This window comes from Arthrobacter sp. 05T45, assembly GCF_056395875.1.
The window spans coordinates 61,563-85,516 of the sequence record NZ_JBFTKI010000006.1; the positions used below are offsets into that span (position 1 = coordinate 61,563).

At 68.7% G+C, this 23,954-nt stretch carries 17 protein-coding genes; 5 read left to right on the top strand and 12 right to left on the bottom strand.

The window, feature by feature from the left end; genetic code table 11:
* Positions 1-561: 561 nt before the first annotated feature.
* From AC1DGD_RS08770 to AC1DGD_RS08790, 5 genes are all read right to left on the bottom strand, one after another.
* Positions 562-2,391 carry an ABC-F family ATP-binding cassette domain-containing protein gene (locus AC1DGD_RS08770; RefSeq protein WP_028276491.1) on the bottom strand — a complete coding sequence of 610 codons (1,830 nt, stop codon included), beginning with the start codon at positions 2,389-2,391 and terminating at the stop codon, positions 562-564.
* A gap of 72 nt (positions 2,392-2,463) precedes the next feature.
* Positions 2,464-3,426 carry a 4-(cytidine 5'-diphospho)-2-C-methyl-D-erythritol kinase gene (locus AC1DGD_RS08775; RefSeq protein WP_028276492.1) on the bottom strand — a complete coding sequence of 321 codons (963 nt, stop codon included), beginning with the start codon at positions 3,424-3,426 and terminating at the stop codon, positions 2,464-2,466.
* Positions 3,427-3,507: 81 nt separating this feature from the next.
* Positions 3,508-4,347: a 16S rRNA (adenine(1518)-N(6)/adenine(1519)-N(6))-dimethyltransferase RsmA gene (gene rsmA / locus AC1DGD_RS08780; RefSeq protein ID WP_476856643.1), complete on the bottom strand. Its 840-nt coding sequence runs from the start codon at positions 4,345-4,347 to the stop codon at positions 3,508-3,510.
* Positions 4,348-4,550: 203 nt separating this feature from the next.
* Entirely contained in the window at positions 4,551-5,696 is a 1,146-nt protein-coding gene (locus tag AC1DGD_RS08785; protein ID WP_476849065.1) for a ubiquitin-like domain-containing protein, read from the bottom strand.
* Positions 5,697-6,000: 304 nt separating this feature from the next.
* A complete protein-coding gene (locus tag AC1DGD_RS08790; RefSeq protein ID WP_476856552.1) occupies positions 6,001-6,888 on the bottom strand; it encodes a TatD family hydrolase in 888 nt (295 codons plus the stop codon).
* 177 nt (positions 6,889-7,065) lie between these two features.
* On the opposite strand from AC1DGD_RS08790, the gene AC1DGD_RS08795 reads away from it, so the two are divergent.
* From AC1DGD_RS08795 to AC1DGD_RS08805, 3 genes are read left to right on the top strand one after another with little or no spacing between them, the layout of a single operon-like run.
* Entirely contained in the window at positions 7,066-8,223 is a 1,158-nt protein-coding gene (locus AC1DGD_RS08795; RefSeq protein WP_476849067.1) for an AAA family ATPase, read from the top strand.
* Positions 8,224-8,237: 14 nt separating this feature from the next.
* A complete protein-coding gene (locus tag AC1DGD_RS08800) occupies positions 8,238-9,767 on the top strand; it encodes a DUF58 domain-containing protein (protein WP_476849068.1) in 1,530 nt (509 codons plus the stop codon).
* The gene (locus AC1DGD_RS08805; protein ID WP_476856553.1) at positions 9,764-12,307 is read left to right on the top strand and encodes a transglutaminase TgpA family protein; all 2,544 of its coding nucleotides are present in this window, start codon (positions 9,764-9,766) and stop codon (positions 12,305-12,307) included. Before AC1DGD_RS08800 ends, AC1DGD_RS08805 begins: the two co-directional genes overlap by 4 nt.
* A 9-nt stretch (positions 12,308-12,316) precedes the next feature.
* On the opposite strand, the gene AC1DGD_RS08810 is transcribed toward AC1DGD_RS08805, so the two are convergent.
* Positions 12,317-13,816 carry an NAD-dependent succinate-semialdehyde dehydrogenase gene (locus AC1DGD_RS08810; protein ID WP_223914141.1) on the bottom strand — a complete coding sequence of 500 codons (1,500 nt, stop codon included), beginning with the start codon at positions 13,814-13,816 and terminating at the stop codon, positions 12,317-12,319.
* Positions 13,817-14,096: 280 nt separating this feature from the next.
* Positions 14,097-15,065, bottom strand: coding sequence for a 16S rRNA (cytidine(1402)-2'-O)-methyltransferase (gene rsmI, locus AC1DGD_RS08815; protein ID WP_476856554.1), 969 nt, complete (start codon positions 15,063-15,065; stop codon positions 14,097-14,099).
* A 57-nt stretch (positions 15,066-15,122) separates the two neighbouring features.
* On the opposite strand from rsmI, the gene AC1DGD_RS08820 reads away from it, so the two are divergent.
* The gene (locus AC1DGD_RS08820) at positions 15,123-16,880 is read left to right on the top strand and encodes a dolichyl-phosphate-mannose--protein mannosyltransferase (protein WP_476856555.1); all 1,758 of its coding nucleotides are present in this window, start codon (positions 15,123-15,125) and stop codon (positions 16,878-16,880) included.
* A 61-nt stretch (positions 16,881-16,941) separates the two neighbouring features.
* Positions 16,942-18,771, top strand: a complete 1,830-nt coding sequence (locus AC1DGD_RS08825; protein ID WP_476856556.1) for an AMP-dependent synthetase/ligase — start codon at positions 16,942-16,944, stop codon at positions 18,769-18,771.
* Positions 18,772-18,792: 21 nt separating this feature from the next.
* Here AC1DGD_RS08825 and AC1DGD_RS08830 read toward each other — a convergent pair whose 3' ends face one another.
* From AC1DGD_RS08830 to AC1DGD_RS08850, 5 genes are all read right to left on the bottom strand, one after another.
* Entirely contained in the window at positions 18,793-20,088 is a 1,296-nt protein-coding gene (locus tag AC1DGD_RS08830) for a TIGR01906 family membrane protein (protein WP_476856557.1), read from the bottom strand.
* Positions 20,089-20,200: 112 nt separating this feature from the next.
* Entirely contained in the window at positions 20,201-21,427 is a 1,227-nt protein-coding gene (locus tag AC1DGD_RS08835; protein ID WP_476856558.1) for a L,D-transpeptidase, read from the bottom strand.
* A gap of 157 nt (positions 21,428-21,584) precedes the next feature.
* Complete coding sequence (ahcY, locus tag AC1DGD_RS08840) at positions 21,585-23,072, bottom strand: adenosylhomocysteinase (RefSeq protein WP_476856559.1); 1,488 nt, start codon at positions 23,070-23,072, stop codon at positions 21,585-21,587.
* Positions 23,073-23,201: 129 nt separating this feature from the next.
* Positions 23,202-23,435 (bottom strand): hypothetical protein, encoded by a 234-nt coding sequence (locus AC1DGD_RS08845; RefSeq protein WP_223914147.1) that lies wholly within the window; start codon positions 23,433-23,435, stop codon positions 23,202-23,204.
* A gap of 93 nt (positions 23,436-23,528) precedes the next feature.
* Complete coding sequence (locus AC1DGD_RS08850) at positions 23,529-23,918, bottom strand: DUF3499 domain-containing protein (protein WP_476856560.1); 390 nt, start codon at positions 23,916-23,918, stop codon at positions 23,529-23,531.
* Positions 23,919-23,954 lie beyond the last annotated feature (36 nt).

Below are 23,954 nucleotides of genomic sequence, written 5' to 3' on the forward strand. Positions count from 1 at the left end.
GGGACATGTGCCGCGGGATTCACGCACTCCGCGGAACGTGCCTTTTTGGGCGCGCAGAGACCTCGGCCCCTACGCGGGATGAGCCCAGTGTTGGAGCCGAGCAATGGACATAACGCCAATATGCCCATCCCTGGCCCGCGCCGTGGGACATGCCCTGCGGGATTTGAGCCCTCCAAGGGACATGTCCAATGCTGGCCCGGGCCAAGTGACATGTGCCGCAGGATTCACGCACTCCGCGGGACGTGCCTTCCCGGGCGTGCGCAGAGACCTCGGTCCCTATGCGGGATATGCCCAGTGTTGGTCCCGGACAATGGGCATAACGCCAATATGCCCATCCCTGGCCCGCGGCGAGGGACATGCCCTGCGGGATTTGAGCCCTCCAAGGGACATGTCCAATGCTGGTCCGCGCCGAGGGACATGCCCAGCGGAAATTCAGCCCTCCAAGGGACATGTCCAGTGTTGGTCCGCGGCGAGGGACATGTCCCGTGGGTTTTGAGGGCTGCGAGGGACATGTCCAGCGGTGGGTGCTCACGCTGGGCATGTCCCGGGGAGGGCAGGAGACTACTCCCCCAGCACTTCCAGGGCCTCGAGCCATTCGAGTTCAAGGGCTTCGCGTTCCCCGGCCAGTTCCTGGAGTTTCGCGTTAAGCCCGGCGAGCTGGTCGAACTTGCTGGCGTCCCCGGCCCCGGCGGTCATCTGGGCGTGGATCTTGTCTTCCTGCTGCTTGAGTTTGCCCAGCTGGCGGTCGATCCGGTTCTTGGCCTTGCGGGCGTCGCGCTTTTCGGCCTCAGAAGGGCCGCTGGCGGCGGGAGCGGATCCACCGCCGGCGGAGGTGACGGGGTTGCCGCCGCCGGTGATCGTGGAGCCGGCCAGGGCCCCTTCCCGCAGTTCGAGGTACTGGTCCACGCCGCGCGGCAGGGCACGGATCTTGCCATCGCCAAGGAGCGCCATCTGGTGGTCCGTGACGCGCTCGAGCAGGTAGCGGTCGTGGCTGACGACGACGAGCGTGCCCGGCCAGCCGTCGAGCACATCTTCGACGGCGGCGAGGGTGTCGGTGTCGAGGTCGTTGGTCGGCTCGTCAAGCATCAGCACGTTCGGCTCCCCCACGAGCAGGCGCAGGAGCTGCAGCCGCCGGCGTTCGCCACCGGAGAGGTCCTTGACCGGGGTCCACTGCTTCTCGTTGGTGAAGCCCAGCTGCTCCACGAGCTGGCCGGCGGTGAATTCCTTGCCGCCGACGTTGAAGGAGCGCTTTTCCCGCTCGATCACTTCGATCACGCGCAGGTCCGAGACGTCGTCGAGTTCCTTGACCTCCTGGGTCAGGACCGCGGTGACCACCGTCTTGCCGCGCTTGACCTTCCCGGAGCTGGGCTGGATCTCACCGTTGAGGAGTTTGAGCAGGGTGGTCTTGCCGGCGCCGTTGACGCCCACGAGGCCCAGCCGCTCCCCGGGGGCGAGGCGCAGCGTGATGTTGTCGAAGAGCTTCTGCCCGGGCTCGCCGCCGAGGAAGTCCAGCGAGACGTGCTCGAGGTCCAGGACATCCTTGCCCAGCCGGGCGGTGGCCATCTTGCTCAGCGCCGTCGAGTCGCGCGGCTCGGGGACGTCCGCGATCAGGGCGTTGGCTGCCTCGATCCGGAACTTGGGCTTGGCGGTGCGGGCCGGGGCACCGCGCCGGAGCCAGGCGAGTTCCTTCTTCACGAGCTGCTGGCGCTTGCTTTCCATCACGGAAGCGGAGCGGTCGCGCTCGGCGCGGGCCAGGACGTAGGCGGCATAGCCGCCGTCGAACGGGTCCATGATGCCGTCGTGGATTTCCCAGGTCTTGGTGCAGACTTCGTCGAGGAACCAGCGGTCGTGGGTGACCACGAGGAAGGCGCCCTGGTTGGCCCGCCAGCGGGTCTTCAGGTGCCGGGACAGCCACGCGACGCCTTCGACGTCGAGGTGGTTGGTGGGCTCGTCGAGCATGATGACGTCGTGGTCCTCGATCAGCAGCTTGGCCAGCGCCACACGCCGCTTCTGCCCGCCGGAGAGCGCGTGGACGTTGGCGTGCCAGTCGACGTCGGACACCAGCCCGCCCATGACTTCGCGGATCTGGGGATTGCGGGCCCACTCGTAGTCGGCCTGGTCCCCCACGATCGCGGCGCCGACGGTGAGGTCGCCGTCGAGCACGTCGCTCTGGTCCAGGTAGCCGATGTTTACCTCGCTGCGCTTGGTAACCCGGCCGGAGTCCGGGGTGGAGCGCATGGCCAGCAACCGCATCAGGGTTGACTTGCCGTCACCGTTGCGGCCCACCATGCCGATCCGGTCGCCCTCTTCAAGGCCGAGGGTAATGCCATCGAGGACGGTACGGGTTGCATACGAGACCGTGAGGTTCTCGCCGCCGAGCAGGTGTGCCACTGGGAACTGCTTTCTTAGGTGTATCGGTGAAGTGAAGCTGTGAAGTCATCGGATGCGATGCGTCAAAAGCTCCTAAAGGAGCGTATCGGAGATGATGCGGGCCCCGTGCACCGGCCCGTGCACCGCCATGGCGTCGAGGCTGTGGTGCCGCAGCTCTTCGGCGAGCCCGGCGGCCGCGGCGGGGCTGTGCGCGAGGAACGCGACGGTGGGTCCGGAGCCGGAGACGATGCCTGCGATCGCGCCGCAGGCCTCGCCGCGGCCCAGGGTCTCGCGCAGGCCCGGGGCCAGTTCGATCGAGGCGCGCTGGAGGTCGTTGACCAGCACGCGGCTCAGGGCGTCGGCATCGCCGCTGCGCAGAGCCGTGAGCACGCCGGGATCCACGGCGTCGGGTTCGTCCACCGCCAGGCCCTCGGCCGCGCGCAGGCGGTCCAGGGTGCGGTAGACCTCAGGGGTGGGCAGGCCGAAGTCCGCGCTGACCAGGACCCAGTCCGTCTGGGCCTTGACCAGGGCCGGCGAGAGGTCATCGCCCAGGCCCAGTCCGACGGCGGTGCCGCCCAGCAGCGCGAAGGGAACATCGGCGCCGAGCTCGGCGGCCAGGTGGGCCAGCTCATCGCGGGACAGTCCGCTGTTCCACAACGCGTCGCAGGCCAGCAGGGTGGCGGCGGCGTCGGCCGATCCGCCGCCCATGCCGCCAGCCACGGGCACCCGTTTGGTGATCTCCAGGTGGACACCCGTGGAGTGTTCCGAGACGTCGGCCATGATGGCGGCGGCTTTGTAGGCCAGGTTGCGGTGATCGAGCGGAATGTCCACCCCGTCGAGGTCCACGGTGCTCGCATCACTGATGCTGACGGTGATCTCGCCGGTATCGGTGCTGGTGGCGGCAATTTCTTCGTAGAGCGAGACAGCCAGGTAGACGCTGGCCACGGAGTGGTAGCCGTCCGGCCGCAGCGGTCCGACGTCCAGTGAGACGTTAACCTTGCCTGGAGCTTTCACCCGGACGGTCCTCGCGGCAAAGCGCCCTCTCACTGCGTTCATGGCTCCACGCTATGGCATCGCGGCCCGGGCTCCAAGCACGCAACCGCCCCCGGAGGCGCCCATGCAGGGCTCACAAGGAGCTCAGGAGTCCGCTTGTCCGTGGGCTTCGGCGATTCTGGCGAACGCCGCGATGTCGATCACTTCGCCGCGTGCTGTGGGGTCGACGCCGGCGGCCCGCAGGCAGCGTTCGGCCTCGGCGGCACTGCCGGCCCAGCCGGCCAGCGCGGCCCGGAGCGTCTTGCGGCGCTGCGCGAAGGCGGCGTCGATCACGGCGAAGACCTGCTCCCTGGTGGCGGTCGTAACCGGGGGCTCCCGGCGCGTGAAGGCGACGAGTCCGGAATGGATCTTGGGCGCTGGCCAGAAGACGTTCATGCCGATCACGCCGGCCTTGCGCATGCTGCTGTACCAAGCGGCTTTGACGGATGGAACGCCGTAGGTCTTGGAGCCGGGCCCGGCCGCGAGCCGGTCGGCGACTTCATCCTGGACCATGACCAGGCCGTGCTGCAGGCTCGGGAAGTGCTGCAGGAGGTGCAGCACCACGGGAACGGCCACGTTGTAGGGAAGATTCGCGACGAGGGCGGTCGGCTCGACGGGAAGTTTGGTGACCCGCATGGCGTCGGCCAGCACGAGGTGGAAGTTCCCGACGGCGTGCGGTCGCCACGCGGCGACAGTGGCCGGCAGGCGCCCGGCAAGGACCGGATCGATTTCGACGGCGACCACGCTGCGGGCGGCGTCCAGCAGGCCAAGGGTCAGTGACCCGAGTCCGGGGCCGACTTCCAGGACGGTCTCATCGGCCCGGATGTCGGCGGCGTTCACGATCCGCCGGATGGTGTTGCCGTCGATCACGAAGTTCTGCCCGAGGGTCTTCGTGGGCCGCACGCTGATTTCCTCTGCCAGCCGGCGGATATCGGAGGCACCCATCAGCGGTGCGGGCGCCGCTCCGGGCAGGCTTTCGGGGGCGGAGGGGCTCGGTTCAGTCACCTAGGTATCCTATCCCGGCGCCGGTACGCCGCAGGCCGGGTCCGGAGGGAATCCGGACCCGGCCTGTGCTCTCCCCTGGCTGTGGTCGGCAGCCGCGGGAGTCGGGCGTTCAGTGGCGGGCAGTCAGCCGCCGGCCTGGCCTGCTAGCTGGAGGCGGCCCAGCCGCAACCCCAGGGCTGCAGTCCGCGCTGGGCGTAGACCCGGTTGGCGACGGCGATCTGCTGGGCCTTGGTGGCGGCCGCGGCGTTCGGGGCGTAGGCGCCGCCGCCCGAGCTGAGCCAGGTGCCGACGTCGAACTGCAGGCCTCCGTAGTAGCCGTTGCCGGTGTTGGTGGACCAGTTGCCGCCGGATTCGCACTGGGCGATCTTGTCCCACATGCCCTGGTTCATCATGGCGGGGGCGGCCGCACCGGTGTTGGCGGCGGGCTTGGGCTTTTCCTTGGTGCCGACAGTGACCTTTTCGGTGACGGGCTGGACGCTGACGGTCTCGGACACCAGGGTCCGGGAGGCTTCGCGGCCATCCACGAGGACCAGCTTGAAGTTCTTGCTGGTGGTGCCGGCGACGCCGGCCTGGGTGACCTTCTTCTCACCCTTGAACATGTCAGCACTCTCGGTGGTGAGCGTTTCGAAGGCGACGGGCTCGGTGGTGTTGGCCGTCTTGCTGACGTCGACGCGGGAGACCTTAATCACCATGTCATTGACCACCGGGGCGTTCCCGGGCTGGGAGACGCGGTCGCTGGCCCCGAGCGAAAGCCCGGCGTCCTCGAGCACTTTGGCGACTGTGGCCGCCGTCGTGGTGGTCGCTGCCGCCTTGCCGTCCGCAACGAGGCTCACCTTTTTAGGCGTCGAGATGGACACGAAGGAGCCGGAGACGGCGAGCTGGGCGTCCTTGGGCACGGAGACCTGCGAGGCGCTGGCCACGCCGAGTTCGGTCACGAGACCTTCGACGGTGGGTGCGGTGGTGGAGATGGTCCGTTCGGCGCCGTCCAGGCTGACCTTGACGGCCTTGGCGAGGTTGACGTTGATGACTGACCCGTCCTGCACGTGGGCGTCCGCCGAAGGCGACACCCTGTCAGATGGCTGCAGTTCAACCTTGGCGCTCTTGACGACTTCCCCGACGGTTCCGCCGAAGGTCTGGACGGAGCTGACTTTGCCATCCACGTTGAGTGTGATCGTCTTGTTATTGCCTACGAAGGCCACGAGGCCCAGCACCAGTGCCACCAGCACCACGAGCTGCGTGCCAACCTTGACGAAGCTGAACTTGCCGTCCGATGTGAAGAACTTGACCACAATTGCCCGAATCTCTTGGACCTTCCGGGCACGGGGAAAAGTGCACGTGGCCATCCCCCGCGAGCGCGCCAACGGCGGCTCCGGACAGCGTCCGGAGCGTCACGGAACATGCGTGCACTGCCTCACCCAAAACGAGAGCGCGCATGTGGTTCGTTGGCCACAATGCACGCCCTGCTGGAGTGAAATTATCCGTAGGCCTTCCCCGACCCCGGCTAATAGTTGACCACTGTAATCGAAGCGTTATAAAGGAACCAAGAATTTGTGCATACCCCGTATCTACACCGGGAGGCTGGATGAGGGCGGTTCAGTCCCAGGATCCGTACGCCAGCACCGTATTTGCGGCGATCTGCGCACACAGCCCGGAAAGCTCCGACCCAGTCACATCGGCCATGGCCCGCACCGTGTACGGAACCATGTAGCTCGCGTTCGGCCGGCCGCGATGCGGGTGCGGGGTGAGGAAGGGCGCGTCGGTCTCGACCAGGATCCGGCTCGGCTCAGCGATAGCCAGCGCTTCCCGCAGGTCCGTCGCGTTCTTGAATGTCACTGTTCCGGCAAAGGACATGTACCAGCCCTCCGCGTTGCAGGTCCGGGCGAGCGCCTCGCCGCCGGAGAAACAGTGGAAGACCACCCGCTCCGGGGCCCCCTCTTCGCGCAGGACCTGGACGACGTCGTCGTGGGCGTCGCGGTCGTGGATTTGCAGCGTCAGTCCGAGCCGTTTGGCGATGTCGATATGGCGGCGGAACGAATAGCGCTGGTGGACCAGGCCCTCGCCCTCGGTCCGGAAGAAGTCCAGGCCGGTCTCCCCGATCGCCCGGATCCTCGGATGGGCGGCGAGCTCCTCGATCTCGGCCAGGGCCTCCTCCAGGCCGCCGCGCCGGGCGTAGCCGGGGGCGTCGTTGGGGTGGAGGGCAACAGCGCCCAGGAGCCGTGAATCGAGGTCGACCGCGTTGACCGTAAACCGGGACGATTCGAGGTCGCAGCCCACCTGCACGGCGCCTTGCACGCCCACGGCGGCGGCGGCATCGAGGGCGTCCTTGATGCCCACCTCAGGCTCCGCGTCGGGAAAATCCAAATGCGTGTGGTTGTCCATGACCGGCACGGGAAGCGGTTCAGGTGCGGGCGGATACCCGCTGCGTCCGGTACCGTCGTGTCCAGGCAACCGGAAGGGGACGGGAGTGAGGGGACTGAGCATTCATCCAGCCTAACCGGAGGCCAGATTTCCCCGGAACTCTCTGTCAGGGCCGGCAGTTGTGTTAGTAGTCTGTTAATACTCTGTAATTTCCCCGTTAGGAAACAGGTGAATGCCACTGCGGGGCCCGGCCGCCGCGGGCGGTCAGATCCGGGACCCACCAGGGCTGAAAGGCTGCCGATGGATTACCACCGCACTTCCGTAGACGACATCCTCCCCCAAGGACAGAGCCTCCCGGGCCGCGCTTCCTTGGATCCAAACGCAGCCGGACACCGGCCCCCGCGGCATGAACTGCCGGCCATGGAAGCCGACGCCTTCCACTCAGCCAGCACCCGGATCCTGACGGCGATCAATACGGTCATCGACGGCAAGGCCGAAGCGGCCAAACTGGCGCTCACGGTCCTCCTCGCCCAGGGCCACCTGCTCCTCGAAGACGTCCCAGGGGTGGGCAAGACGCTCCTGGCGAAGACGCTGGGCCGCACCATCGACTGTTCCGTCAGCCGGATCCAGTTCACCCCGGACCTGCTCCCGTCCGACGTCACGGGCGTGTCCATCTACAACCAGGCGACCCGGACCTTCGAGTTCCGGCACGGCGCGGTGTTCGCCAACATCGTCATCGGGGACGAAATCAACCGCGCCTCGGCCAAGACCCAGTCAGCCCTGCTGGAGTGCATGGAGGAGCACCAGGTCACGGTGGACGGCACGTCCTACCGGCTGGATGAGCCCTTCATGGTGGTGGCGACGCAGAACCCCATTGAGATGGAGGGCACGTATCCGCTGCCGGAAGCGCAGCGGGACCGCTTCATGGCCCGGATTTCCATGGGCTACCCGGACCGTGAGTCCGAGATGGAGATGCTCGAAACCCACCAGGCCTCCTCTCCGCTGGCGCGTGTGACGGCAGTGGTCACCGCGGCGGAAGTGGCCGCCATGATTGCCACGGTGCAGCAGGTGTACGTGTCCCGGTCGATCAAGGAGTACACCGTGGCCCTGGGCCGGGCCACGCGGGAAAGCGGGCTTCTCCGGCTCGGCGCCAGCCCGCGGTCCATGCTGCAGCTCCTGCGTGCGGCGAAGGCCACCGCCGCGCTGGAGGGCCGGGACTTTGTGCTGCCGGACGACGTCGTCAGCGTCGCCGAAGCGGTGCTCGCCCACCGGATCATCCTCGACCGCAAGGCGGCCAGCGCGGGTGAGACGCCGCAAAGCGTCATCCGGGCCATCATCGCCAAGATACCCGTCACCCCGGACGTGACGGCCTCACCCAACGGAACCGGCCGCCCTGGCCGGAAGAAGGCCTCGGCCATGGCAGCCGCGCCGCCGCCCAACCTGCCCAATCCGCGCTAGGGAATGGCTCCGCCGTGGCGTTAAGGGATCGGTTCCCCGGGCACTTCTTCAGCAGCCGCGGCTGGGGCCTGCTCGGCGCGGGTGCGGTGTCGCTGCTGGCCGCGCAGATCATGGGGCGCCGGGACCTGCTGGCCCTGGCCGTCCTGTTGCTGGTGCTGCCGGCGCTCGCCCTGGCCGGAACCCGGGTCCTGAAGCCGAGGTTCCGGGTCTACCGCGAATTCAGCCCGTCGCCGGTTGAAACCTCCGCCCGTGCCACGGTGCGGCTGGCCGTCGCGCGGACCGGGGCGGGCACAGGCCACGCGGTCATGGAGGAACACTTGCCGGCCCGGTTCGGCGAATCGCCCGTCTTCCGGTTCCCGGCCCGTGCGGCAGCCGGCGGCACCAGCCGCTATGAGTACCACCTCCGCTCGGCCAGGCGCGGCCAGTTCCTGATCGGGCCCGTCACGGCGGAATTCAGCGATCCCTTCGGGCTCTCCTTCCACCGCCACGCGATTGACGACGGCGACCTCCTCACCGTCACGCCCGCCGCCATCGAGCTGCCGGAGACGGGGCTCGCCGGTGCCCGCGGACACGACGGTGTCACACCCACGCGGGCCCGGGCCAATCCCAGCGACGACGACGTCATGACCCGCGAATACCGCCACGGGGATCCGCTGCGCCGGGTGCACTGGGCCGCGACCGCCCGCCACGGGTCCCTCATGGTGCGGCAGGAGGAATCCGTCACGACCCCCGAGGCGACCATCATCCTGGACCAGCGGCTCTCCGCCTACCCCCACGGGGTGTTCGGCCACAGTGCCCATTCCTCCGGCGGCCACCCGGGCGGCGGGGAGGGGGACGGCCACGACCTGCTGACCTCTGATGCCTTCGAGTGGGCTGTCACGGCGGCGATGTCGATCGGGGCGCACCTCGCGGAACGCAACTACTCGCTGCGGTTCCTGGACAGCGCGGGCGAGCCGGCCTTCCGGCATTCGCCGTCCGCTCCCGACCCGGAAGCCGAGGAATACACCGGAACGGCCGGGCTGCAGTCCATCGCCGAAAGCCTGGCTGCCATCGAGCTTTCCGGCCCGCACCACACCCACCACCACAACCACCCGCACCGTGACCGCACGGGGCCCCGCCCGCAGAAGGCCGCGGCGGGAACCAGCACCGGATCTTCCGCGCCGGGGGGATTCCGCTCCGGGGCCGGTGCGGGCACCGGTAATGCCCCGCACGCCTTCGACGACACCCTGATGGACAAACTTTCCGCCCACCGGCTGCGCGGACCTGTCCTGGCGGTCCTGGGCAGCCTGACCCCGGCCGAGGCCCGGGCGCTGTCCCCGGCCGCCGGGTTCGGCGCGAACGCCTTCGCGCTGCTGGTCACGGACCGGGCACAGGACTCCGGCGACGTGCCCGAGGTGCTGGAGGCGCTGCGGCTGGGCGGATGGCGGGCCCTGGCGGTGTCCGCCCAGAGCTCGCTGCCTGACGCCTGGGCAGCCTTCGACCAGGCAGACCCGGGGATGTCCGCCGGGGCCGACGTCCGCCGCGGCGTGGGGGGCCGGCCATGACGCTCGCCCCGCAACGCAGCCAAGGCACCGGCACGGCCGGCGGAGAAGAACCGACGGCCCTCTCCCCCGGTGCGGCGTCCCGGCCGGACGGACCCGGCGCCCGGCCCTGGGTGATGGCGACCGCCGTCGCGGTAGCCGTCGCGGGCGCGGCCCTCGGATTCAACGGCGTCCTGCGTGGCTGGGCCTGGTACTCCCCGGTGTTCAGTACCGTGCTCTCCGTTGCGTTCTCCCTCGCGGTGCTCCGGTCCCTGCGTGCCCGGCCCTGGCTGGTGACCGCCGGCGGCCTGGTGGCGCTGATCGTGGCCGTGACCTTCATCTTCTTCCGGCAGCACAGCATTGCCGGGTTCATCCCCTCCCCGGAGACCATGAACTACCTGGGAAAGTTCCTCCGGCGGGCCAGCGAAACGGTTCTGGCCGAGAGCACCCCAGTGGCCCCCAACGCCGGAATCGTCATGCTGATCTGCGCGGTCCTCGGGGTGCTCGTGATCCTCATCGATGCCCTGGCGTTCCCGCTGGCGCTGCCGGCCACGAGCGGGCTCGGGATCCTGGCAATCCTCGTGGTGCCGGCCATGGTCAAGCCGCAAAGCGTGGGAGTGCTGGGGTTCTTGGGCGCCGTAGTCGGGTACCTGTTGATCCTCGGCTGCAGCCATTGGTACACGCCGGATACCCGCACCCTGGCCGACACCGCCCGCAACCCCGGGCAGCTCCGGCGCGGCACGGTCACGGCCGTCGCGGCGCTGACCCTCACGCTGGTGCTGCAGCTGGTCATCCCGGGTTTCGACCAGGGCACGTTCCCGCAGGGCTCGCGGCTGAACCCGTTCGGCGGCGCCACCGGCCTCAATCCGATGATCAGCCTGGGCAACAGCCTGCGCAGCCCCTCCGGCGAGGGCCGGATCACCTTCGCCACGAACGCGCCGACGACGCCGTACCTGCGCTCGGTAACCGTGGACACCTTTGACGGCGATTCCTGGTCACCCGATGACCGGGAGTCGAGCCGGCAGCCGGGAACCGGCCGGCTCGAGGCCGGGCATGAAACCGCCCCGGCCGAGCTCCGCGTAATTACGGCCGTCAACACCGGCCAGTACACGAGCCCGTACCTGCCCGCACCGTATGCGCCGGAAGCTGTCAACGGACTCTCAGGGCGCTGGAGCTGGGACCCCGCCACGCTGAGCATCAAGGGTGTGGACACAAATTCCCGCGACCAGCAATATGTGGTCTCGTCCGTCACTCCGCAGCTCACGGCAGCGCTGCTGGCGGGCGCTTCCGGGCCGGTGACCGGTGTCCCCGAACTGTTCCTCCGGGAACCGTCGAATGTTCCGGAGGTTGTGCGCAGCACGGCTAAAACCGTGACGGCGGGTGCCAACTCGCCGTATTCGCGGGCCATGGCCATCCAGAGGTATCTGCGCTCCGCCGAGTTCAGCTACTCGCTGCAGTCCCCCGTGCAGGGCGGCTACGACGGCAACGGCCTGTCCGTGCTGGCGGACTTCCTGACCCAGAAGAGCGGCTACTGCATTCATTTCGCCTCCGCCATGGCCGTGATGGCCAGGCTGGAGGGCATTCCGAGCAGGATCGCCGTGGGCTACGCGCCGGGGCGCCCCACGGGGGCCACGGTGGCGGTCTCGGGCCAGGGCCCGCTTCCGGAGTTCGAGGTCGATGCCCGGGACGCCCACGCCTGGCCGGAGCTCTATTTCCAGGGCATCGGCTGGGTCGCGTTTGAGCCGACACCGTCCCGCGGCGTCGTTCCGGCGTACGCCACGGATGCCGCCGCACGCAGCGGTGCCAGCACCAACGACCGCAACGACGCCCTGACCCCCGGTGACGGTTCCACCCAGGCACCGTTCCCGGCCCCCGGCACGGTCCCGCTTCCCGGAGCGGGCACGCCGGCGCCCAGCGGCGCGCAGGCGGCACAGGCGCTGTACAGCGTTGCCGCGGTGCTGCTGCTGGCGCTGCTGGTGGCCTCCCCGCGGCTGGTGCGCAGCGGCGTGCGGCGCCGCAGGCTAAGGACGGCGTCCCGCGGCTATCCCGGCGTCACGGCCGGGACGGCGCTGCCGGCCTGGGCGGAACTGCGGGATCTGGCCACGGACTACGGGGTGGCGCCCGGAGCGAGCGAAACGCCGCGGAATTTCTCCGAGCGGTTGCGCGCCTCGACGGTTTTGGGGGAACCCAGCGGTGCGGACGGGCCCGGCCAGCGGGCCGCGGCGGCCCTGACCGAGGACTTCGAACGTGAGCAGTACGGCCGCCCGGGCGGCGTGGCCGGTCCGGCGCGGACCGCAGGCTCCGCGGATCCGGCCGACTCCGCCGCGGCCAGGATCGCCCTGGTGCAGGCCTCGCTGCGCGCCAACGCCGGCTTCCTGGTCCGGCTGCGCGCGGCCTGGCTCCCGCCGTCGGTCATGTCCGGCTGGCGACGGGCCCTCCGGCTGCCCCGCGGATTCCTCTCCCGGACAGCACAATACTCCCGGACAGCACGACGCACCCGGCGGGGGTTCGCGGGATCCTGGGGAAAGATCCGCAACTCCGTCCGCCGGGTGCGCCGCGGGTAGCTGGCGTGGCTAGCCGGCGTAGGGGTCGGCGATGCCGATGTACTGCGTGTAGAGGTATTCCTCGATGCCCTCGAGGCCGCCTTCACGGCCCAGACCGGACTGCTTGACGCCGCCGAACGGGGCGGCAGCGTTGGAGACCACGCCGGCGTTGAGGCCCAGCATGCCGGTCTCGAGCCGTTCGCCCATCCGGATGCCCCGGTTCAGGTCCCGGGTGAAGACATAGGCCACCAGCCCGTACTCGGTGTTGTTCGCGAGCCGGACGGCCTCGTCCTCGGTGTCAAAGGTGATGATCGGGGCGACGGGTCCGAAGATTTCCTCGGACAGGATCCGGCTGCCCTCGCTCACGCCGGTGAGGATCGTGGGCTTGTAGAAGTAGCCCGGGCCTTCGACGGCGGAGCCGCCGGTCACGGCGACAGCACCGGAGTTCACGGCGTCGGTGACGAGTTCGTGGACCTTGTCCCGGCTCTTGGCATCGATCAGCGGGCCAACCTTGGACTCGGCCTCGGTGCCGCGGGCGGTGGTCATATCCGCCATCTTCGCGGCGAACTTCTCCGCGAACTCGGCCGCGACGGACTCGTGCACGATGAACCGGTTCGCCGCGGTGCAGGCCTCGCCCATGTTCCGCAGCTTCGCCAGCATCGCCCCGGCGACGGCGGCGTCGATGTCGGCGTCCCCGAAGACGACGAACGGGGCGTTCCCGCCGAGTTCCATCGAGGTCCGCAGCACCGTCTCGGACGCGTCCGCGAGCAGCCGGCGGCCAACCTCGGTGGAACCGGTGAAGGACAGCTTGCGCAAGCGCTGATCCTTGATCAGCGGGCCCGTGGTGGCGCCGGCCGTGGAGGTCGGGATGACGTTCAGGACACCGGCGGGCAGGCCGGCCTCGACCATCACGGCCGCGAACAGCTGGGAGGTCAGCGGGGTCAGGTTCGCGGACTTGAGCACCATCGTGCAGCCGGCCGCGACCGCGGGGGCGATCTTGCGGGTGGCCATCGCCAGCGGGAAGTTCCACGGCGTGATCAAAAGGCACGGGCCCACGGGCTTCTTGGTCACCAGCAGCCGGGACTTGCCGTCCGGGGAAACCGAGTAGCGGCCGAACGCGCGGACGGCCTCTTCCGAGAACCAGCGCAGGAACTCGGCGCCGTAGGTGACCTCGCCGCGGGCCTCGGCCAGCGGTTTGCCCATCTCCAGGGTCATCAGGAGCGCGAAGTCCTCGGCCCGTTCAGTTACCAGCTCGAAGGCGCGGCGCAGGATCTCGCCGCGTTCCCGGGCCGGGACCTTGGCCCAGGACTCCTGCGCGGCAGCGGCCGCGTCCAGGGCCGCCTTGCCGTCTTCGGGACCGGCGTCGGCAATGCTGAGCAGGACCTTCCCGGTCGCGGGATCCTCGACGTCGAAGGTCTTCCCGGACACGGCCGGACGCCATTCGCCGTTGATCAGCAGACCCGTCGGAACGGACGCCAGCAGGGCGCTCTCCCGGTCCGCGGAAACAATAGGCTGGGCAGTTACAGTCACAATGACTCCCTCGTCAGCAATTCGGTTGAACTAGTGTGGGCACAAGTTTTTTGAATGAGTTTTCGTTGTAGGCGCTCGTTCCCACAGGCAGGCACGGGCGTCTGGATTACTGCCACGCTACTGCCGCGCTCACTGGCAAGTCTATGCATGCGCGCACTACTGTATCCAGACTATGCTGTGCAGCTGCACAACCGTTCTGCGTGCGCGTGGAGCCCGGTTCCGGCCAGCCCCCGAGGCAAGCAGCGCGCCGGAACCCGCCGCCCGGCACCCACCACCTGGCTCAGCGCGCGGCGAGGACCGCGGCATAGAGTTCGCGCTTGCTGACCTTCGCGTCATCGGCCACTGCGGCGACAGCCTCCTTCAGCCGGATGCCCTGGGCTATCAGCCCGTTGACGGCGGCCACATGATCCTCGGGGCGGCCGGGTTCGCGTTCCGGGGCGCCGCCCACCACCACGGCGATTTCGCCGCGTACCTCGCTGGACTCGGCCCATTCAAGCAGTTCGCGCAGGGTGCCGCGGATGACCTCTTCATAGGTCTTGGTGAGTTCGCGGCAGACGGCGGCCCGGCGGTCGGCGCCAAAGCTCTCACGCAGGGCCCTCAGCATGGGCTCCAGCCGGTGCGGCGCCTCGAAGAACACCATGGTGCGCCGCTCGGTGTCGAGATCGGCCAGCCGCGAGGAGCGTTCACCGGCCTTGCGGGGCAGGAAACCCTCGAAGCAGAAGCGGTCCGTCGGCAGGCCCGACAGGGCCAGGGCGGTCAGCACGGCGGAGGGTCCCGGGGCCGCGGTGACGGTGAGGCCGGCCGCCACGGCGCCTTCAACCAGCCGGAACCCCGGATCAGAGACAGAGGGCATGCCGGCGTCGGTCACCATCACAAGGGTCTTGCCGGACCGGACCTGCTCCAGCAGGTCAGCCGTCTTGGCTGCCTCATTGTGCTCGTGATAGCTGATGATCCGGCCGGCCACGGTGACGCCGAGGTTCTGCACAAGGCGGTGCAGCCTCCGGGTGTCCTCCGCGGCGACGATGTCCGCCGTCGCGAGCAACTCCACGAGCCGCGCCGAGGCATCGCCCGCATTGCCGATCGGCGTCGCGGCGAGAACGATCCTGCCGGGCCCGCCAGGGGCGAGAACACTGGCGGAAACAGCGGCGGAAACAGACGCGGAATCAGGGGCGGGAACGGCGGCGGCGGCATCGCCGTCGAAGGGAGGATCGAGGGGAGGAAGGGGGGAAGGGCTGGGTTCGTGGTCCACAGGACCAGCCTACTGCCGCCGGGGCGGGGGCCTGCGAGCACAGCTGCGAAAGGTAGCATGGGCAACGTGACCCAGACCCCCACGCGGCAGCCCGAGACTGGCCCCGATGCATCGCCGGCAACAGGTCCCAGCCGTCCCGACGGCCGGGCAGCCGGCAAGGACCGGAGCCGCTTCAGCGCCGGCCGCAACCTTGAAGGGCACCGCTGGATCGGCCGCCCCGCCGAGGCCAACACCCCGGAGGCCCTCAGGGAACGCCTGATCGGCGGCCTTCAGAGCTGGCGGGACTACCCGGCGTCGCTTCGGCTCTGGTACTGGCTCATTCCCGTCCTGACGGCCGCGCTGGGCGGCGTCCTGCGGTTCGTCCGGCTGGACACGCCGCGCAACCTGGTCTTTGACGAAACGTACTACGTCAAAGACGCGTACTCCTTCCTGGTCAGCGGATACGAGCGCAGCTGGCCGGACCGGGCGAACGACTCCTTCATCGCCGGCAACCCCGGCGTGCTGCTGAACACGCCGGAGTACGTCGTCCACCCGCCGGTCGGCAAGTGGATGATCGCCGCGGGCATGTGGCTTTTCGGGGCGGACAACCCCTTCGGCTGGCGGTTCGGTGCGGCCCTGACGGGGACACTGTCCATCCTCCTGCTGGCCCTGATCGCGCAAAAGCTCTTCCGCTCGCTCACCCTGGGTGCCGCGGCCGGCATCCTGCTTGCCGTGGACGGCCACCACCTGGTCATGTCCCGGACCTCGCTGCTGGACATCTTCCTGATGTTCTGGATCCTCGCCGCGTTCGGGGCCCTGCTGATGGACCGCGACGACGGCCGGAGGCGGCTCGCTGCCCGGCTCGGCCGGCAGGCCGCGGCCTCCGCCACGGGGCGGCCCTCCGCGCTGCAGCTCACCTCCGGGCCCTGGCTCGGCATCCGGTGGTGGCGCCTCGCGGCGGGCGTCTGCCTGGGCCTGGCGGTCGGCACGAAATGGTCCGCCCTGTTCTTTCTGGCCGGATTCGGCCTGCTGACCGTCTTCTGGGACCTCAGTGCGCGGCGCATAGCCGGCGTGCATGCCTGGATCAGCGGCGGCATCCTCAAGGACGGCGTCCCGGCCTTCCTGAGCATCGTTCCGGTGGCCGCCCTGGTCTACGGCGCCACCTGGACCGGGTGGTTCCGTTCCACGGACGCCTACTTCAGGCACTGGGCCGACGCCAATCCCTCGGCCGAGTGGGGCTGGCTGCCGAACGCCGTACGGTCCCTGGCGCATTACCACCTGGAGGCCTATAAGTTCCACCAGGGCCTCAGTGCCGACCACCCCTACGAGGCCAGCGCCTGGAGCTGGCTGGTCATGGGCCGGCCCACGTCCTTCTTCTACGAATCCCCCGGGCAGGGCACCCCGGGCTGCGAGCTGACCAACTGCACCACCGCCATCCTCTCCGTCGGCAACCCGTTGATCTGGTGGAGCGCGGCCGTGAGCCTGGGTGTCCTGCTGTTCTGGTGGGCGGGCCGCCGCGACTGGCGCGCCGGCGCAGTCCTGGCCGGAGTGGCCGCAGGATATCTCCCCTGGTTCATGTACCCGGAGCGCACCACCTTCTTCTTCTACGCCGTGTCCTTTGAACCGTTCCTGGTGCTGGCGCTCGTCTATTGCCTGGGGCTGGTGCTCGGCCAGCGCGCCGACCCCCTCTGGCGCCGGCGGTCCGGGTTCTACCTGGTGGCGCTGTTCGTGGTGGCGGCCGTGCTGGTGTCCGCGTTCTTCTACCCGGTCTGGACGGCCGAGGTGATCCCGTACCAGGACTGGCGCATCCGGATGTGGATGCCGTCCTGGATCTAGGGCAGGATTGCAGGGGAATGTCCGCCGAACTCCGGGCGGACCAGGAAATGGAGACTCGGCTGTGAGAGAAGCAAGCACCGGACTGCTCGTGGAGCTGGACCCGGAGAGCAACGTGACTGACCTGCTCCTGGAGCAGCACGCGAAGGATCCCGTGCACGCCCTCTACTCCCGCAAAGGCCCCGCCGGCTGGACCGACGTCTCCGTCCAGCACTTCCTGGAGCAGGTCACTGCCCTTGCCAAGGGCCTGATCGCCGGCGGACTCACGCCGGGCGAAACCGTCGCGGTCATGTCCGCCACCCGGTACGAGTGGACGGTGGTGGACTTCGCCATCTGGTTCGCCGGCGGCGTCACCGTCCCGATCTACGAGACCTCCTCCGCGGCCCAGGTCGAGTGGATTCTCCATGATTCGGGGGCCCGGCGGGTGTTCGTCGAGGACCACGCCAGGGCCGCCCTCGTCCAGGGCGTCCTGGACGCCTCCACCGTCCTCGGTGACCGGCTTGTTGCCGTCGTGCGGATGGAGCACGACGGCGCCGCACCGAACCTGGCAAGCATGGCCGCGGCCGGCACCGGGGTGACCGACGCCGAGCTGGAACGCCACCGGACCGCGGCGTCCCTGGCGGATGTCGCGTCCCTGGTCTACACCTCGGGCACCACCGGCAAGCCCAAGGGCTGCGAGATCACCCACGCCAACTTTGCCCTCGTGGCCAAGAACATCGTCCTGTTCCTGCCCGAGCTCCTCATGCAGCCGCGTTCCCGGACGCTGATGTTCCTGCCCCTGGCGCACGTCCTGGCCCGGGCGGTACAGGTGGTCTGCCTGAGCTCCGGATCCACCCTCGGCCACACCGCCAGTGCCAAAGAGCTCCTGGACGACCTGGACAGCTTCAAACCCACCTTTCTGCTGGTGGTCCCCCGGATCTTCGAAAAGGTCTACGCCGGAGCCGCGCAGAAGGCGGACGCCGCCGGCAAGGAACGGATCTTCACAGCCGCAGCGGCGGCCGCGATCGACTACTCCAAGGCCCTCGACGCCGCCTCCCGGGGCAACGGCACGGGCCCGGGGCTCCTGCTGCGTGCCCGGCACGCAGTCTTCGACCGAATCCTGTATCCCAGGCTCCGGCAGGCCTTCGGCGGCCAGCTGCGGTACACGGTCTCCGGCGCGAGCCCGCTGAGCTCCAACGACGCCCATTTTTTCCGCGGCGTGGGCATCCCCGTCCTGGAAGGCTACGGCCTGACCGAAACCACGGCGCCCTGCACAGCCAACACCCCGGCGCGGACCAAGGTGGGCACCGTCGGCATCCCGGTGCCGGGCACCACGGTCCGGGTGGCCGACGACGGCGAGATCCTGGTCAAGGGCATCGGCGTCTTCAAGGGCTACCACGCCAACGAGGCCGCCAACGCTGAGGCCTTCGTGGACGGTTTCTTCCGGACCGGCGACCTCGGCTCCCTCGACGAGGACGGATTCCTGACCATCACGGGCCGGAAGAAGGACCTGCTGGTCACAGCCGGCGGCAAGAATGTCGCCCCGGGCCCGCTCGAGGAGAAGATCCGGGAGCACCAGCTGGTCGGACAGGCCGTGGTCGTTGGCGACGGCCGGCCCTTCGTCTCGGCACTGGTGAACCTGGACCCGGAAGGACTGCGCAACTGGTGCGCCGCCCGGAAGGTGCCCGTCATGGCGCCGGCCGAAGCCGCCACGGACCAGACGGTCCGGGCCGCGATCCAGGAAGCCATCAATGCCGCGAACCTCACGGTCTCCAAGGCCGAGTCCATCCGCAGCTTCGTCATCCTGGACGCCGACTTCACCGTGGAATCAGGGCACCTGACCCCCTCGCTCAAACTCAAGCGGGCCGCCGTCGTGCGGGACTACGAACAGCACATCAACCGCATCTACGGCTGACCCCGGGCAACCGCCCCGTCGTCAGACGGTGTGCCGGGTGCGCGCCGGGCCCTCTGCGTCGCTGCCTGCCGTGCCGTCCGCCGCGGGCGCAGCCTCGGCGGTGGCGCCGGCGCCGGCATCAGTATCGGTGCCCTTGGACGTGGCGGCGGCCTTCTTGCCGAGGCCGCGGCGCCGGCGCGTGGGCCAGGTCAGGACGAGGGTGACCAAGGAAGCGAGCAGCACGAGGCTTCCGATGACGATCCCGGCGTCCATCCAGAACTGGCCCGGGAAGAGCCGGATCAGGGTGTCCTGAAGCGTAAATGTCCAGGTCCCGTTGGCGAAGAAAATACGGTGGAAATCGGTGAAGAACTGCTCCCAGCCGAGTACCGCGAGGGTCCCGAGGCCGATGATGAGCGCAAGGGTGACGATCGAGCCGGCGAACAGGCCGCGGCGGACTCCCCCGTTATGGCGCCGCTTGAGGTAGATCACGGCCACCAGGCCCAGCAGGATCAGCAGGGTACCGGCGCCGAAAGTGGACAGGATCACGGCCTTGACGTCGGCCATGTGGCTGACTTCGCCGTCCTTGAACAACCGCTCCCCGCTTTGGTCCACAAGATCGCCGAGGTAGCGGGGGCCCGACCAGTTGCTGAGGTAGTCCACCGCGTAGGAACCGTACGTCATGCGGTCATCGGTGCTGAAGCCGTAGCCGTCACCGGGGAAGCCCGGACGGTTGTATTCCACCCAGAGGAACAGGGGGCTGGTCACGGCGCGGACGGCGAGCACCAGCAGGATGACCGGGTAGAACACGGCGAGCAGCACCTGAAGCACCCGCGGGAGGACGGGCTTGGCCTTGGCCGCCTGCTCGCGTTCGGCATTACGGCGTTCGGCGTTGCGGCGTTCGACTTCGTCCTCGGGGGCGGGGTCCAGACGGGCACCGGCTGATGCGCCGGCTCCTGCCCCGCGCGCCTCGTCATTCGACGTGGCAGCATGCGACGTGGCCACGTCCGACGGGGAAGTATCCGACGGCCCCGTGGCGGCGGCCTCGGCCGCCTTGCGGTCGGCGCGGCTCTCCGGCTGGCTGGCGGTGGGCGTTGCCGACGGCGCTGCCGTGCCCTCTGCTGATCCCGCTGCTGCGGCTGATCCTGTCTTGCCGGCGGCTGCGGCCGGCCCTGCCTTGCCGGCGGCTGCGGCCGATCCTGCCTTGCCGGCTGCCGTGCCCGCCGTGGGCTTGCCGGCGGCGGCCGGCTTCATCCAGTCGAACGCCGGTTCGTCGGTGTCGTCCGACGGATCCAGGTGCGGATCCGGCCGGTCGGGAGGGGTGGGACTCTTGTCAGTCACGTGGAGCTTCGCTTCCGTAGGCTTCTGCGCTGCCCGGCCTGCGCCCGGCTGCGCAACTTATCTGGCTCTGAGCCTACCGTCAGAGGATTGGGCTCAGCGAGGTGCCACCCCGTCAGTTGGCGTATTGGGCCCAAGGGATGTTCCAGTCCCCGAAGCCGTCATCGAAGTTGGCGTACTCCCCCTCGGTGTTCACCACCTGGACGACGTCGCCGGTGGTCATATTGTCGAACACCCACTTCGCGCCGTCCGGGCCCAGGCCGATACAGCCGTGGGAGAGGTTCGTCTTGCCGATGTAGGGCATCGCGGACTCCGTGGCCTGGTGGATGAATTCCCCGCTGGGCGTCAGGCGCGTGGCGTAGTTGACGTCCAGCTGGCCGTAGTAGGCCGGATCCCCCGGTTTGAGCCCAATCGTGGAGGCATCCATGTGCTCCACACGGTGCTTCTCCATAAACACGAGGAAGCCCCGTGCCGACGGGAACCGGGTGTCGCCCATGGTCGCCGGCCAGTGTCCGGCCGGCTTGTCGTTGATGCTGACCGAGAACGTATGGGCCTTGGCGTCGGCGACGGCCACCTTCTTGTCCCCGATGTGGACCGTTACCGTCTTGTTGAAGTTGCCGACCTGCCCGTTGCCGAGCTCGACGCCGAACAGCTTCATGTCCATGGTGATGGTGCTGTTCGCGGCCCAGAAGGCCTCCGGCCGGTACCGGACGGTGTTGTTGTTGAACCAGTGGAAATCACCCACCTGGCCGGACGTGGAGGTGATCTTGATGGCCTTTTCGACGGCGGTCCGGTTCAGGACCGGCTCGCTGAAAGTGATCTGCAGGGGCTGGGCCACACCCACCTTCATCCCGTCCAAGGGGTATATGGCGGCGTCGGCCTCGTTGGCGGTCGAGACGGTGGTGAACGCGCGCGTGCTGTGGGTCTCGCGTCCGGCGTCGTCCACCACGGAGTACGTGAAGTTATACCGCGTGTTGAATGTCAGGTTGCCGGAGGACGTCCAGGCGGACCCGTCCGTGCCCAAGGTACCGTCAACGGTGTCGCCGTCATCGCTCGTCAGGGCCACGCGGTCAATCCGGCCGTTCGTGACCTTGAGGGAAACCGGCGCCGCAGGGTTGACCTGCTTGGCGCCGTCGGCGGGCGAGACGGCCAATTCTGCGGGGGCGACCACCGGGACGGCGAGTCCCGGCGTCGTCCGGGACGGGGACCCGGCCTCGGAGGAAATCCCGGACTGGGCCAGCCCCGGAGCCGCCGCGGCGAAGGCTCCGCCGCCGGCTGCCAGGGCACAGAGCACCCCCAGCAGGGCGATCTTTCGGCCGGTACTCCAGGTTTTCAGGGCCATCACAGGACCCGGGCGTTTCCACACGTCATCCTGCCAGCATAAGCGAATTACCTTGGAACCCCGGCCCGATTCGACCACGATCCGGTTACAAAAGTGCCCCCAAAACGGTCACAACAAAGGGCCCCGGACCTTCGTCCGGGGCCCTTTGGGAGGGTTCCTAGTAGCGGTAGTGACCGGGCTTGTACGGTCCGGCCACGTCGACGTCCAGGTACTCCGCCTGTTCCTTGGACAGCTCGGTCAGCTCCACATCGAGGGCACCCAGGTGCAGGCGGGCGACCTTTTCGTCCAGGATCTTGGGCAGGACGTACACCTGGTTCTCGTATTCCCGCTCGCCCTCGGGCTGGCCGGCCTTCGTGAACAGTTCAATCTGGGCGATCGTCTGGTTGGCGAAGGAGTTGCTCATGACGAACGAGGGGTGTCCGGTGGCGTTGCCGAGGTTCAGCAGGCGGCCTTCGGACAGGACGATGATGGAGCGGCCGCCCTTACCCGTGGCCGGGTCAGCTTCGAAGACCCACTCGTGCACCTGGGGCTTGATCTCGACCTTCTTGATGCCGGGGACCCGCGCCAGCCCGGCCATGTCGATCTCATTGTCGAAGTGCCCGATGTTGCCCACGATGGCCTTGTCACGCATCTCGGCCATGTGCTTGGCCATGATGACGTCTTTGTTGCCCGTGGTGGTGATGAAGATGTGGCCTTCGCTGAGGACGGATTCCAGCTTGGCGACCTGGTAGCCGTCCATGGCCGCCTGGAGCGCGCAGATCGGGTCGATCTCCGTGACGATCACGCGCGACCCCTGGCCGCGGAAGGCCTCCGCTGCGCCCTTGCCGACGTCGCCGTAACCGCAGACGACGGCGACCTTGCCGCCCATCAGGACATCGGTGGCGCGGTTGATGCCGTCCGGCAGGGAGTGGCGGATGCCGTACTTGTTGTCGAACTTGCTCTTGGTGACAGAGTCGTTGACGTTGATCGCCGGGAAGAGCAGCTTGCCCTGCTCCGCCAGCTGGTAGAGGCGGTGCACGCCCGTGGTGGTCTCCTCGGTGACGCCGAGCAGGAGGGCGCCGATGCGGGTCCATTTCTGCGGGTCGGACTCGAGGGATGCGCGCAGCACGTCGAGGAACACCCGGCCTTCCTCGGACTCGTCCTCGGCGGCGGCGGGGACAGCGCCGGCGGCCTCGAACTCGACACCCTTGTGCACCAGCATGGTGGCGTCGCCGCCGTCGTCCAGGATCATGTTCGGGCCCAGCTCAGGGTTGGCGTCGGCGCCCGGCCACGTGAGGATCTGCTGGGCGGTCCACCAGTATTCCTCCAGCGTCTCGCCCTTCCAGGCGAAGACGGGGACGCCCTGGGGGTCCTCGACGGTGCCGTTGCCGACCACCACTGCGGCGGCGGCTTCGTCCTGGGTGGAGAAGATGTTGCAGGACGCCCAGCGGACTTCGGCGCCGAGGGCGGTAAGGGTCTCGATCAGCACCGCGGTCTGGACGGTCATGTGCAGGGATCCGGCGATCCGGGCGCCCTTGAGCGGCTGGCTGGCGCCGAACTCCTCGCGCAGGGACATGAGTCCGGGCATCTCGTGCTCGGCGAGGCGGATCTGGTGGCGGCCCGCCTCGGCCAGGGAAATGTCCGCAATCTTGTAATCGAAAGTCATCTGAGTCCTTTGTTGTGGCCGGTGGCATCGCGTGTCTGGAGCTGGGCGATTCTGGATTGGAGCAGGATCTAAGCAGTCATTCGGTGCCGCGGGCCTCCCCGATGGGTGCCCGGCGGCGTTTTGGGGCGGCTATTCCGCGGCGTGGCGCGGGGCGGCGTCGTGCTGATCAGCGGGGGCCGCCGCGGCGGCGGGCAGCAGTTCCGGCGGCAGCAGCAGCGGGATGCCGTCCTCGATTTTGTACCGCAGCTTGTTCCCGGCGCCATCTGCCGTGACGGTGACGAGCTCGTCGCCTTCCTGCACCAGGCCGGAGCCGGTGACGGGGCATCGCAGGACAGACAACAGTTCGGAACTGAGCTTGGGCATGGTGAACGCTCCCTGATGGGCGCCGCAACAGGGCGCCGGTGGCTAAGTGGCTGACGGCTTTTTGCAGTTTCCACCCTACCGCCAGTTGACGCCTTAGGAAGGTTCGCGCAGGACGCGCAGATGTCCGCGCCGGACGCCCTCGGCCGGGGCCGGTGCCTCCAGCGCCGGGTGCAGCGTGCGCTGCCCCTTCGCCGTTTCCCCCGCAGCCGGACGGGAGGCCGCTTCGCGGACCGCGTTGGCAAGGGCCAGGAGGTCGTCGGGGCCGGGGCCGGCCGGGGTTGCGGGCATCGCCAGCCTCATGACTTCCCAGCCGCGCGGCACGGTCAGCGAATCGGCGTGCTGTTCGCACAAGTCGTAGCAGTGCGGTTCGGCGTACGTCGCCAGCGGGCCCAGAACGGCCGTGGAGTCGGCGTAGACGTACGTCAAAGTGGCCACCGCAGAATTGCGGCAGGCAGACCTAGAACAAATACGAATTGCACCCACGACATCACAGACTACTCCCCCTCGGGCCGGGGGCTG

What these genes read in the sequence shown, in the direction of transcription:
- AC1DGD_RS08775 (WP_028276492.1), bottom strand. Translation starts at nt 3,426, where the DNA reads ATGAACGCAGTGAGAGGGCGCTTTGCCGCGAGGACCGTCCGGGTGAAA.
- rsmA (WP_476856643.1), bottom strand. Translation starts at nt 4,347, where the DNA reads ATGGGTGCCTCCGATATCCGCCGGCTGGCAGAGGAAATCAGCGTGCGG.
- AC1DGD_RS08790 (WP_476856552.1), bottom strand. Translation starts at nt 6,888, where the DNA reads ATGCTCAGTCCCCTCACTCCCGTCCCCTTCCGGTTGCCTGGACACGAC.
- AC1DGD_RS08795 (WP_476849067.1), top strand. Translation starts at nt 7,066, where the DNA reads ATGGATTACCACCGCACTTCCGTAGACGACATCCTCCCCCAAGGACAG.
- AC1DGD_RS08805 (WP_476856553.1), top strand. Translation starts at nt 9,764, where the DNA reads ATGACGCTCGCCCCGCAACGCAGCCAAGGCACCGGCACGGCCGGCGGA.
- AC1DGD_RS08820 (WP_476856555.1), top strand. Translation starts at nt 15,123, where the DNA reads ATGGGCAACGTGACCCAGACCCCCACGCGGCAGCCCGAGACTGGCCCC.
- AC1DGD_RS08835 (WP_476856558.1), bottom strand. Translation starts at nt 21,427, where the DNA reads ATGGCCCTGAAAACCTGGAGTACCGGCCGAAAGATCGCCCTGCTGGGG.
- ahcY (WP_476856559.1), bottom strand. Translation starts at nt 23,072, where the DNA reads ATGACTTTCGATTACAAGATTGCGGACATTTCCCTGGCCGAGGCGGGC.
- AC1DGD_RS08845 (WP_223914147.1), bottom strand. Translation starts at nt 23,435, where the DNA reads ATGCCCAAGCTCAGTTCCGAACTGTTGTCTGTCCTGCGATGCCCCGTC.